Source organism: Parasalinivibrio latis (genome assembly GCF_036825535.1).
In the GTDB taxonomy this organism is placed as follows: domain Bacteria; phylum Pseudomonadota; class Gammaproteobacteria; order Enterobacterales; family Vibrionaceae; genus Parasalinivibrio; species Parasalinivibrio latis.
The window spans coordinates 2353379-2364885 of record NZ_CP098812.1 but is presented as its reverse complement, the minus strand read 5'-3'; the positions used below and the strand labels follow the sequence as shown (position 1 = coordinate 2364885).

The 11507-nt window shown below is 52.6% G+C and carries 10 protein-coding genes; 9 read left to right on the top strand and 1 reads right to left on the bottom strand.

Features of this window, described 5'->3' with window-relative positions; translation table 11 throughout:
* Positions 1–340: 340 nt before the first annotated feature.
* From rnm to rluB, 3 genes are all read left to right on the top strand, one after another.
* Positions 341–1207, top strand: a complete 867-nt coding sequence (gene rnm / locus NF212_RS10860; RefSeq protein ID WP_434355482.1) for an RNase RNM — start codon at positions 341–343, stop codon at positions 1205–1207.
* 16 nt (positions 1208–1223) lie between these two features.
* Positions 1224–1844: an L-threonylcarbamoyladenylate synthase gene (locus NF212_RS10855; protein WP_434355480.1), complete on the top strand. Its 621-nt coding sequence runs from the start codon at positions 1224–1226 to the stop codon at positions 1842–1844.
* A 194-nt stretch (positions 1845–2038) separates the two neighbouring features.
* Positions 2039–3070, top strand: coding sequence for a 23S rRNA pseudouridine(2605) synthase RluB (gene rluB / locus NF212_RS10850; RefSeq protein ID WP_434355478.1), 1032 nt, complete (start codon positions 2039–2041; stop codon positions 3068–3070).
* A 74-nt stretch (positions 3071–3144) separates the two neighbouring features.
* On the opposite strand, the gene NF212_RS10845 is transcribed toward rluB, so the two are convergent.
* Entirely contained in the window at positions 3145–4128 is a 984-nt protein-coding gene (locus NF212_RS10845) for a sugar-binding transcriptional regulator (RefSeq protein ID WP_434355476.1), read from the bottom strand.
* Between the two features lie 343 nt (positions 4129–4471).
* On the opposite strand from NF212_RS10845, the gene NF212_RS10840 reads away from it, so the two are divergent.
* The 6 genes from NF212_RS10840 to NF212_RS10815 all read left to right on the top strand — a co-directional run bounded on the left by NF212_RS10840 (position 4472) and on the right by NF212_RS10815 (position 11507).
* Positions 4472–5395: a carbohydrate ABC transporter permease gene (locus tag NF212_RS10840; protein ID WP_434355474.1), complete on the top strand. Its 924-nt coding sequence runs from the start codon at positions 4472–4474 to the stop codon at positions 5393–5395.
* A 4-nt stretch (positions 5396–5399) separates the two neighbouring features.
* Positions 5400–6284, top strand: coding sequence for a carbohydrate ABC transporter permease (locus tag NF212_RS10835; protein ID WP_434355472.1), 885 nt, complete (start codon positions 5400–5402; stop codon positions 6282–6284).
* A 72-nt stretch (positions 6285–6356) separates the two neighbouring features.
* Positions 6357–7865, top strand: a complete 1509-nt coding sequence (locus NF212_RS10830) for an ABC transporter substrate-binding protein (RefSeq protein ID WP_434355470.1) — start codon at positions 6357–6359, stop codon at positions 7863–7865.
* Positions 7866–7910: 45 nt separating this feature from the next.
* Positions 7911–8648 (top strand): SDR family oxidoreductase, encoded by a 738-nt coding sequence (locus NF212_RS10825; RefSeq protein WP_434355468.1) that lies wholly within the window; start codon positions 7911–7913, stop codon positions 8646–8648.
* A gap of 7 nt (positions 8649–8655) precedes the next feature.
* Positions 8656–10200, top strand: a complete 1545-nt coding sequence (locus NF212_RS10820; protein ID WP_434355466.1) for a xylulokinase — start codon at positions 8656–8658, stop codon at positions 10198–10200.
* Positions 10200–11507 (top strand): iron-containing alcohol dehydrogenase, encoded by a 1308-nt coding sequence (locus NF212_RS10815; protein WP_434355464.1) that lies wholly within the window; start codon positions 10200–10202, stop codon positions 11505–11507. The genes NF212_RS10820 and NF212_RS10815 overlap by 1 nt, the downstream gene beginning before the upstream one ends.

Below are 11507 nucleotides of genomic sequence, written 5' to 3'. Positions count from 1 at the left end.
ACTGCCCGCGCTCTTTGTGTCGCCGGGCAAAAATGCGTGTTTAAATTCGTTGTGAGTAAGGTGTTGTTTAAATTCAGATACAAAAAAACCCGCGTTCAGCGGGCTTTCTCAGGGTGTGATGTACAGCAACCTAAAGCCCGCATTCAGATGCGCGCCACCAGGTATTCACCAGAACCACCGCCAGAGCGGCTGCTGAAGAGACTTCACCAGTCATATTGCAACGGTACTGTGGGCGGATTTGCTGTAACATGTGACACCTTACAAAAATATATCGCGTGTATTTGCGTACTAGTAAACAGATACAAAAGCGATTAGTCAAGCCTTTGCTTTTGGAAAATGAATGATTTTTGATCTCCACAGTCACACCACCGCGTCAGACGGGCATTTCAGCCCGGAAGAACTTGTGCTCCGTGCCCATGAGTTCCGTGTCAGTGTGCTGGCGATAACTGACCATGACACAACGGAAGGCCTGGCCGAAGCCGCCGAAGCAATTGCCCGTCACGAACTGCCCATGACGTTGATTAAAGGGATCGAGATTTCTACCGTCTGGGAAAATTTCGATATCCATATCGTCGGGCTGGGTATAGACCCGGACAATGAAGAACTCAAGGGATTGATGACGGGGCAAGTTGAGCGCCGGGAAGCCCGCGCTGTTGAAATATCCCACCGGCTGGAAAAGGCCCGGATATTTGGTGCGCTGGAAGGGGCAAAAGCCCTGGCTGGAGACGGTGCTATCACCCGTGGTCACTTTGCGCGCTGGCTGGTCAATGAAGGCCATGCCAAGCATATGCAGGCGGTTTTCAAGAAATTCCTGACCCGTGGCAATCCCGGTTATGTGCCACCAAATTGGTGCACGATTGACCAGGCAGTTGCCGTGATTCACAAAGCAGGCGGAAAGGCTGTACTTGCCCATCCGGGACGCTATAAACTTTCGGCTAAATGGTTGAAGAGACTGCTTCAAACGTTTGTCGATGCCGGTGGCGACGCGATGGAAGTTGCCCAGCCGCAGCAACCTCAAAACGAAAGGCGTATGCTGGGCGACTATGCTATCCAGTATGGGCTGAACGGATCCCAGGGATCCGATTTCCACTTCCCTTCACCATGGCTGGAACTGGGGCGAAACCTCTGGCTACCCAAAGGGGTAACGCCGGTCTGGCAGGACTGGGGCCTGGAACCTATGGCTCCGGAATCAGAAGAAATGTCCTGATACAGCAGGAGAGACAATGAGTCAGTTTTTTTATGTCCACCCTGACAACCCGCAGGCTCGCCTGATCAGCCAGGCAGTGGCAATTATCCGTAATGGCGGTGTTATCATTTATCCAACCGATTCCGGCTATGCACTGGGCTGTCAGCTGGAAAACAAACAGGCGCTTGAACGTATCATTCGAATCCGCCGCCTTGACGACAAGCATAACTTCACCCTGATGTGCCGTGACCTTTCAGAATTGTCACTGTATGCCCGTGTTGACAATGATGCTTTCCGTCTTATCCGCAACAACACACCGGGTGCATTCACCTTTATCCTTCGGGCAACCAAGGAAGTGCCGCGCCGCCTGCTTAACCCCAAGCGGAAGACGATTGGTATCCGCGTACCGGATAACAATATTGCCCTTGCATTGCTGGATGCCCTGGGTGAGCCACTGATGTCGACAACACTGATTCTGCCGGGCAACGAAATGGCAGAATCAGACCCGGAAGAGATCCGTAACCAGCTGGAACATGCTGTAGATCTTATTATTCATGGCGGCTATCTGGGCGAGAGCCCGACAACAGTCGTTGATATGAGTGATGAAGGTTGGGAAGTGGTGCGTGAAGGTGCCGGTGATACCACGCCTTTTGAGTAAACAATGTCTGGCTTTCAAGATGTGGTTTTACGTGCAACCACAAGGTCTGGTGTGGCATAATACACGGCTCCCTGCGAAAAGGTGCCGGGAGATTTCTTGGCCACATTTCTTGCCGTCCATATTCGCCAATGTCCGTTGGACTTGTGGGCGGCAGCTACAGACGCCTGTGAAGGCGACAGTAAGGTAAAAACGACATGAGTGAAAAGTTACAGAAGGTGCTGGCGCGAGCCGGTCTGGGATCCCGACGTGAAATCGAAGCTATGATTGCTGGCGGCCGTGTGAGCGTGAATGGCTCGGTTGCGCGACTGGGAGACCGCCTTGATGACCTGAACGCGAATGTGCGCGTCGACGGTCACAGCGTCTCGATTGCTGCATCCTCAGAAGTCGTATGCCGCGTACTGGCTTACAACAAACCGGAAGGTGAACTGTGTACTCGCAGCGACCCTGAAGGCCGCCGCACGGTATTTGACCGTCTGCCACGTATCCGTGGCTCCCGCTGGGTGGCTGTTGGCCGTCTTGATGCCAATACATCCGGTCTTTTGCTGTTCACCACTGACGGTGAACTGGCTAACCGACTGATGCACCCGAGCCGTCAGGTTCAGCGTGAATACATGGTGCGTGTGTTCGGTGACGTAACAGAAGAAATGGTAAAAACGCTGGTTCGTGGTGTAGAGCTTGAAGACGGCGAAGCCCGTTTTGAAGATGTACAGTACGCCGGTGGTGAAGGTAAGAACCACACGTTCTACGTAGTGATTACGGAAGGCCGTAACCGCGAAGTTCGCCGCATGTGGGAAAGCCAGGGTGTAACCGTAAGCCGTCTGAAGCGTGTTCGTTACGGTGACCTGGTGCTGGGTAAAGACCTGCCTCGCGGTGGCTGGAAGGAACTGGACCTGAAAGAAGTGAATTACCTACGTGAGCTGGTGGAAATGCGCCCTGAAAGCCGCACGTTCATTGACGAGCAACGCGAAACCGGTAAGCGCCACAAGAAGCAGACCCAGAAGATCCGCCGAGCAGTGCGTCGCTTTGAAGAGCGTGCTGACGGCTCTGAGCGCAAGAAGCCTTCTTCTTCCCGCAACAACCCGAATGCCGGCCGTCGTGGCCGTGATATGGGTGACCTGCAGGACAACAACGGTGGCCGCGGTCGTAACCGTGACAACCGTAACCGTGGTCGTGGTAATGCGGGTGGCAACCAACAGCCGAGCCGTGGCAGTAACCGCCGCGGTTAATTTCACCCACAAGGTGAACTGAAACTCAAAAACCGACGTTTTGATGCGTCGGTTTTTCTTTATGGGGCTAGATATTATTCCTGCCTGTTACCCAACAGCCACTCTGCTGTCCACTCATCAACAATCAGGCCATTGATTAACCCGGTATTCATTGCCGCTTTCAGCGCCTGCCATTTCTCTTTTCCTGCGGCGATGCAGACGGTATCCAGGTTTGCCAGCTTGCCCATATCGTAGCTCGTGACACAGCGGTTTATTTCACAATCCAGAATTTCACCGTCCTCATTGATAAAAAAGCCGAGCAGATCGGCAACCGCTCCCTGTGCCTGCAAATCATGAATTTCTTCCTTGCGGATTAGCCCGGCTTTCGCCAGCGTGGAGGTGTCGGTCAGTTCCCCGATACTGACAATGGCCAAGTCAGCGGTATCAATCAGGGTAAAACTGTCGTTCACTGTACGCTGGTTAATCAGAACCTGTTTGTCCTGGTACGAATCGGCGAGAAAAGGCGCCGGTATGATGTACCCTTCGGCCCGGGTCAGCTCTGAAAGCAGATGAATGATGTCCAGGGAATTAAAGGACGACTTTCGGGTCAGTGAACCTATCAGTGAAACGAATTTATGTTGTGGCAATGAAAGCCCGTTGAAGAGCTGGGCCATCTTGTACAGCGTTTGCCCCCAACCGACAGCCAGGGTCATGCTTTCTGGTCGGTTCAGGAGGTTTCCAAGCCAATTGGCACCCGAGTGAACAACTGCATCAACCACATTGATGAAATGTCCGGCTTCGGGGGCCTGGTGATCTAATACCGGTGCCACAACGGCGTATTTGAGGCTGAAGCTTTCCTTTAGCTGCTCTTCCAGGCTGACAAGGGTACTTTCTGTCGCATTTATCCGGATTTCAACAATACCGCTTCTTACCGATTCAGCGAGTAAGCGGCCGACTTTAAACCGGGATATATCCATGTCCTTGGCGATCTCGACCTGGTTTTTCCCCCCGATGTAGTAAAGCCATGACGCGCGGATGAGTTGGTTGCGGTGCAAGTCTTCAGTGTTCTTTTTGATCATTCAGTAGACTCCATCAGGTATGTCCGCATATGCGAATCGGATATCTAAATTGAGATGGGGAAAATTTATTTCAATTTAAATTTGCACAGCAGAAAAATGTTGCGCGGTTCACCTCCTGAATAACCTTCCGTAAAAACCGCTGCTTAAGAAACCATGTGTACCAACAGTCCTGTTATATCTCGCTTCGGGACAGAAACTACGTCGCATATTTAACAAGTTGACAACATTCAAATCACTTTACATAGTCATGAACATTAGAGCAAGCCGTAATCATATGAGCAAATTACGCTGAAATTCATTGATGCCCCGAGCCAACTGGTTTTCTAGCCGGAGAGTATGAACGATGCAATCTGATGTGACGACGCTCAATACAGTGAAGAAAACATCTGCGAACCGAAGGAGAACGTTTCTTTCGGACCGGGCATTCATCTGGATTTTTCCGGTCACCAGCGTATTGCTGGTCTTTGCTGTTTATCCCTTTTTCTACAACATTTACCTGAGCTTGCATGAGTTTTCCCCCATGAAGCGCTCTCTGGTTTGGGTTGGGACGGAAAACTGGGTAAAGGCGTTTGAAGATGCCCGCATGTGGTCTGCGCTTTCCATCAACCTTTCTTACACCTTCATTTGCCTCAGTATCCAGGTTGCCCTTGGTATGGGAATTGCGCTGTTGCTGGACAGTGAGGGCAAAGGGTATGGCCTGATGCGGGGATTAATGACGTTGCCATTAGTTGTACCGCCGGCAGTCACAGGGATGATGTTTATGCTCCTGGAAGACCCCCAGTGGGGTATTTTTTCCTGGGTACTTTCCCTTCTTCATATCCTCTCCCCGGAGACCCCTATCCTGGCGACGCCGGATACTGCGCTGGCAGGGGTGATGATCGCGGACATCTGGCAATGGACGCCCTTTATGGTGTTGATATTTATCGCCGGGCTGCGCTCATTGCCGAAGGAGCCTTTTGAGTCAGCCATGCTTGACGGTGCGAGTTCCTGGCTCATTTTCCGCCACCTGACGTTGCCGATGATGGGCCGGGTGATTGCAGTGGCGGTACTTATCCGGGGTATCGATCTGTTCAGGGTGTTTGACTATGTCTACGTCATGACATCCGGGGGGCCGGGGACGGCGACCTATACCCTGAGCTTTTACTCCTGGCAGCAAACATTTGGCTTCGTAAAGTGGGGGTATGGGGCAACGCTGAGCCTGATTGCCATGGTGATGTTGCTGGTGTTGGCAAACCTGTTTATCAAGCTGACCAAACTCAAGTGGTGAAGACATGACGTATTCCAAGCGGCTTCATTACCTCCGTACATTGCTGGCAGCCCTGGTCAGCGCGCTGTTTTTCTTCCCGATTTACTGGTGGCTCACGGTTTCACTTAAGTCAGACACTGAGATTTTTGCCTTGCCGCCCCTGTTGTTCGACTTTGAGGTCACCCTGGATTCATACAAAGAGGTGATTCTCGGTATTACCAGTGAATCAGAGGCTCTCAATGAGGGCACTATGAGTTGGGGGGGAGGCAATTACTATATGTTGCCGACCATGCTCGACAGCGTATTTATTGCGTTGGCCAGCACCTTCTTTGCTATATCGATCTCGACCTTTGCGGCGTACGCACTGTCTCGCATGCGCTTTAAAGGGCAACAACACTATATTTTCTGGATATTGTCTACAAGGATGATGCCGCCGGTGGCCGTTGCCATCCCGATGTTTCTGATATTTAAAAACTTCAGCCTTCTTGATACCTATACGGGTGTGATCATTGTTCATACGCTGATGAACCTCCCGCTATCGATTCTTCTTATTAAAAGCTTTATCGACGACCTTCCGATTGAGGTTGATGAGGTTGCACTGGTAGACGGTGCTTCCCGATGGCTGATTTTCCGCAAGCTCATTTTCCCGATGGTAAGGGGCGGCGTTGCCGCTGCTGCTGTCCTTTGTTTTATTTTCAGCTGGACAGAGTTCCTGTTCGTCCTTTCTTTAACGCAAACATCGGTAAACACCATACCTGTAATGTCTTCCACCTTTGTAACGTCTACAGGTACAGCGTGGGGAGCTATGGCTGCTCTTGGTACGGCAGCAACGATTCCGGCGTTTATTTTCATCCTCCTTGTGCAGAAGCATCTAGTTCGTGGCTTGACGATGGGATCTCTCAAATCCTGACATGCCGGATTCCGGCGTAATAACTGTGGGGAAAGTGGGATCGGAACGTGACCATAGAAAGGAGCAATGAGAATGGATATTTGCAGTAAAAAGCGGCATCTGGCAGAAGTGGTAGACAGGTATGTCAGAGGTGAAATGGCACGGCGGGATTTCCTGCGGGCTGCCGGGAAACTGGGGCTTGGACTGGGTGCGCTGGCGTTGACAAGAGGGATGCCATTCAACCCGTTGAACTCGATCTCCGGTTTCGCCTTTGCCGCAGATGCAGACAAGGAGACGGCTGCATGGCTGAAAGATGTAGGTAAGCCGTTTGCCGGTACTACGGTGAAGATGGCGACGGAATCTACCCCTCCCAGCAAGGTGTTTGCCGAGCTGGTGAAAAAGGAGTTCACTCCGGCAACCGGTATCAATGTGGAAATTGAACTGTTACCTCTTGAGCAGGTTTTGCAGAAGCTGACACTGGATGTCGCTACCGGGCTGGGGTCTTACGATCTCTACTATCTTGACCAAAGTTGGATCGCCGGGTTCAGTGGGGATACCGTGGATCCGCGTGAGCTGATGGAGACCAAAAAGGAGCTGGCCATGCCGGATTATGACATGGACGATTTCCTCCAGCCGCTGGTGGATGGTATCTCCATGTACAAAGGCAAAATGGTCGCCATTCCTTATGATATTCCTCTGTTTATCACGATGTACCGTGAAGATATCTACAACGAGCTGGGATTGGATGTCCCAACCAACCTCGATACTTTCCTTTCAAACGCACAAGCCATTACTAAAGCCAAGGCTCCGGGAATGTACGGTACTACCGGGCAGATGAAGTCTGGCCATTACAGCCTTGAGTGTGACTGGACAGCGTGGCTCTGGGGGCATGGCGGCTCGATTTTCCGCCCTGACGGTACGTTTTCCGGCAATGATGAGCGTGGTATCGAAGCAATGGAATACTGGATGAAGCTCAAGCAAAGCATGCCTTCCGGCGTTACTACCTGGACCTGGGACGGCCAGGGTAAATCCATTGTTACCGGCAAAGCGGCCCAGGTATTGAGCTGGGGCGAATTTTTCCCCTGGTTTGACAACCCGAAAGAATCTGTTGCTTCCGGCAAGATGCAGGCAGCCCTGCCTCCACAACCGAAAGCACTTCGTACTCCGGAAGAGGCCGGGTTCGGTGAAATTCCCCAAATCGGCCACCAGGGCGGGAGCGGGTTGGCACTGTCGAAGTATTCGAAACACAGTGATGCTGCCTGGGTCTTTATGCAATGGGTAACCTCGTCGGATGTGCAGACCCGTGCCTCTATCTTTGGTGGCGGAGCCAGCCCTATGCGTAAGAGTACTTATGAAGATCCCAGAATCATTGAGGCAGCGAAAATTGGGGCCGGAACGACCCGCCACTTTGATGTGACGCGCAAGACCATCGAAACCATGATGGGCTCCGAGCCGGATATGCCTGCGTGGCCGGAAATCTCCAACGACATTATTCCCGTTGAGCTGGGTAAGTTCTGGGCCGGGGATTACAAGTCACCCAAAGAGGCGATGGATGTAATCGCCCGCAAAGTCGACAAAATCACCAAAGACTACCGCAGCTGATGTCATGGTAATGCCCCTGCGCATGCGCTTCGTGAGGAGGAATTTATGGAACAAGGCCACAGTTCAAAGCCTCTGGTAATGATTACCGGTGCCAGCTCCGGGATGGGGGAGGCATCAGCCAAGCTGTTTTCTGCCGCCGGGCACCCGTTGCTCCTTATTGCACGGAGGAAAGAACGGATGGATGCCCTCAACCTGCCGGATTCCCTGTGTGTGAAAGCGGATGTCAGGGACAGGGAGGCTCTGTTAGCCGCCGTGAAGGAAGCGGAAGCGCGATTCGGCCCGGTGGACTGCCTGTTGAACAATGCAGGGATAGCCCGGCTTGGGAATGTCATCGAACAAAACCCGGCTGAATGGGATGAAACCATTGATATCAATGCCAAAGGGGTGATGAATGCCATTCATGCTGTTCTGCCGGGCATGGTGAAACGCCAAGGCGGGACCATCATTAATATGAGTTCGATAGCCGGGCGGAAAACCTATCCGGACCACTGTGTATATACCGGTACCAAGTTCTTTGTCCATGCGATTTCTGAAACCATCCGGGCCCAGGTGGCACTGTCGAATATCCGGGTCATTGTTATTTCCCCAGGGGTGATAGAAACCGAGGTGCTCGATCATGTCACGGACCAGAAAACCCTGGCCGATTACCGGGCAAACAAGGTGAGAATTGGGGGAGGGATTCCAGCGGAATCTGTTGCCAACATGATGCTGTTTGCCTACCAGCAGCCGCAAAATGTCCTTATCCAGGAAATCTGTGTCACGCCGACCCGGCAGGATTACTGAGGTGAGTATGAGCAATACAGAAACCAATCCGCCTTATGTTATCGGAATAGACAGCAGTACCCAGTCCACCAAGGGAATTGTGTGGGATGCAAAGGGTTTTGTGGTGGCGGAAGCCCATGCCGATATTCCAATGCAAAACCCCGGATTCCACTTTTTTGAGCAGGATGCATCCGACTGGTGGCGAGCCTGTGTAGATGTTTTGCACTCTTTGATGGCAAAAGTCGCGCCGGAACAGGTTGTTGGACTGAGTATTTCCAACCAGCGTGAAACCATTGCTTTCCTCGACAAACATTTTCGTAGCGTACGCCCGGCTATTGTCTGGCTGGATGAGCGAAGCCGGGATGAAGTCCACCAGGTGAGTGATGAGCTTGGCGCGGAGAATATCCTGCGGATTACAGGAAAAAATCCGGATGTAACCCCTGTCGTATACCGCCTTGCGTGGCTGAAAAAGCACTCCCCGGATGTGTTGCGGCAAAGCCACAAAATGACGGATGTGCAGGGATACCTTAACTACTGCCTGACCGGGAACCTGGTGACTTCCTGGGCCAGTGCAGATCCCCTGGGGTTGTTTGATATCGTCGAAAAGTGCTGGTCAGCACGGATCCTCAATTACCTTGGCCTGAACCCCCAACAGTTTCCGGCGGTGGTGGGTTCCGGGACGATGGTTGGGCGGGTTACGGCTGCGGCATCACAACTGACTGGGTTGCCGGAAGGGCTGGCGGTATATGCCGGTGGCGGGGATGGCCAGTGTGCAGGCCTTGCCACCCGGATAACCCGGCCGGGGCAGGCATACCTCAACCTGGGGACTGCCCAGGTATGTGGAGTCTGGAGTGAAGAGTACCGGTGTGATACCACATTCCGCACACTGACAGCATGCAGCGGTGGCTACATACTCGAAATGGTGCTGCGCACCGGAGCATTCCTGGTCAACTGGCTGTTTTCTATCGTCAATAAAGAAGGCGGTGATCCCCGGCTGCTGATGAAACGCCTCCAGCATGAGGCCGAAACTGTACCGATAGGGAGCAAAGGCTTGCTGACACTGCCTTACTGGTCCGGGGTGATGACACCTTATTGGAACTGCGATGCACACGGGGCGTTTATCGGCCTTTCCAGCAACCATTCCCGCAGGCACATCTACCGTTCAATCCTTGAAGGGCTGGCACTGGAACAGACCATGGAGATGCGTGCATTGGAAAAAAGCCAGCGCACCCAGATAAATGATGTCTTCTGTATTGGGGGTGGAGCGAATAACCCTTTATGGTGCCAGATTTTTGCAGATTGCCTGGGTAAGCCTGTGCACTGCCTGGATACAGTGGAAGCCTCTTGTCTGGGGGCGGGGATGATAGCCGCTGCCGGCGCGGGTATTTACCCATCAGTGAAAGACGCTGCGGATGGGATGGGCGGGCATGTAGTAACGTCTTACCAGCCCATCCAGGCAAACCAGCAACGTTACGCCGAGCTCTGCGACATATACACACCCGTCTACAAAAACAATGAAGAGAGTTTCAACAGGCTTTCCGAATTTGCCCGAAAATACCGGGAGGAAGAATAATGGTCCAGGATTATGGTGGGGTACTTAACGAGTTGGTTGCGGGGACATGGAGGACATTTTCCGGCGAGGCTGTTTCAATCCCCATTAAGAATATTGTAGTGAAGTCCACCCTTGATGGTGCAGAGGGAGAGTTGGTATCCCCGCTGCATCGAGGTAAAAAGGTTTGTGTGGTCAGTGATGAAATCACGCACAGCATACTGGGTGAACGAATCCGGCGTAATATCAGTGCAGACTGTGACGTATCTGAAGTTGTGCTTAGCCGCCCGAAAGCTGACCACGACATGGCAAAGTCACTTTCCGGCCAGACACGGCATGCGGATGCCCTCATAGCCGTAGGCTCAGGAACTGTCAGTGACCTGGTGAAATACACCACGTTCACAGACGGCAGGGAATACTCTGTATTTCCTACCTCGCCGATGAATGCGTATACCACTTCCACGGCGTCAATCAGTTTCCATGGGTTCAAACGGTCTATCTCAGCCCATTCAGCCAAAGGTGTGTTCCTTGATCTTGGCATCCTGTCCCAATGTCCCCTCAGGCTTATCAAGAGCGCGTTCGCTGATGTTATTTGCCGAACCACGTCTGAAGTGGACTGGACCCTTTCGCACTTGCTGTTTGACAGTGAATTTTGCCATATCCCCTATGAATTGCTGGCGCTTGATGAAGCCAAAATGATTGCCCGGTCGCCGAAACTTCTGGAGCGCGATATGGACACACTGGGCGCACTGACCCGGATTTGCTCCATTATGGGGTTGGGCACCACATTTACCGGGACCACCCACTCGGGCAGTATGGCGGAGCACATGATGTCTCACTACATCGACATGTTCTGTCCTGACCACCCAGGCTCATTCCACGGGGAACAGGTAGGGGTTACCACGCTTACTGTATTGGCACTGCAAAACAGGATTTTGCGCAGCCGTAGACCGCCGGTTGTCTCTCCAACCCTGTTTCCCAATGAGGTCCTCCAGAAAAAAGCCGGGGCTGAAAACACTGCAAATTTCCTGGTGCAGACCGGGCGAAAAGCGCTTGATGCCGAAGGGGCGGAACGCCTCAACGAAAAACTTGAAAGGGACTGGGCGGAAATTCAGGCCAGGCTGTTGCCGGTGATGCTGGATGCGGGCGAACTGGAAACGCAGATGCGCAGGTCGGAAACCCCTTGTCTTGCCAGTGAAATTGGCATTGCCCCTGACTTTTACGTTGAAGCCGTGAAGTATTCCCGCTTTATCCGTGACCGTTTCACCGTACTTGATATCGCCGGGGATGCGCGGTTGCTGGATGACTACGCAGAACACTGTCCCCGATAG